This window comes from Streptomyces sp. DT224 (assembly GCF_049844595.1).
GTDB lineage: Bacteria > Actinomycetota > Actinomycetes > Streptomycetales > Streptomycetaceae > Streptomyces.
This window is the reverse complement of sequence record NZ_JBNCLI010000043.1, coordinates 1-665: the sequence shown is the minus strand read 5'-3', so window position 1 is coordinate 665 and position 665 is coordinate 1. Positions and strand designations below refer to the sequence as shown.

At 70.2% G+C, this 665-nt stretch carries 1 protein-coding gene; it reads right to left on the bottom strand.

The window, feature by feature from the left end:
• Window positions 1-644 (bottom strand): beta-ketoacyl synthase N-terminal-like domain-containing protein (locus tag ACLQ2N_RS35950; RefSeq protein ID WP_425819995.1); only part of this gene is annotated, 644 nt, incomplete at its 3' end.
• Window positions 645-665 lie beyond the last annotated feature (21 nt).

Sequence of the window (665 nt, the reverse complement as noted above, 5' to 3'; positions counted from 1 at the left end):
AGGAATCCACCATGACGGGCGTAGGTGGTACCACGGCTCTCCGGGTCCGGATGATAGAGCCGCTCCAGGTCCCAGCCGCGGTCGGTCGGGAACTCACCGACGGCGTCAACCCCGGCCGCGACCAGCTGCCACAGATCCTCCGGGGTGGCCACTCCGCCGGGGTAGCGGCAGGCCATGCCGACGATGGCGATCGGTTCGTCGTCATTGGGCGCGGTGGTGGCGGTGACGGTGGTCTCGGCCGGCTGCGTGCCGCTGAGTTCGGCGACGAGGTGGGCGACAAGCGTCTCCGGGGTCGGGTAGTCGAAGGTCAGCGTGGCCGGCAGCCGCAGCCCGGTCGCGGCATTGAGCCGGTTACGGAACTCGACGGCCATCAGCGAGTCGAACCCGAGATCCTGGAACTGGCGGCCCAGGCCGACCGCCGAAGCGTCGGAGAACCCGAGCACGGCTGCCGCCTGCATGCGCACCAGCCCGGCCAGCTCCGCCGCACTGAAGACACCACCCTGAACGGCAGCCCGCGCCACCCGGCGGGCCCTGCTCCGGACAAGACGCGCCGGGACCAGCACAGCATCACCCGAATCAACCGCCGCGTCGAGGAGGGCGAGGCCGTCGGTGTTGGTGAGGGGCTTGATGCCGGTTTGTTCCATGTGGTGGAGGTCGGTGGGGGT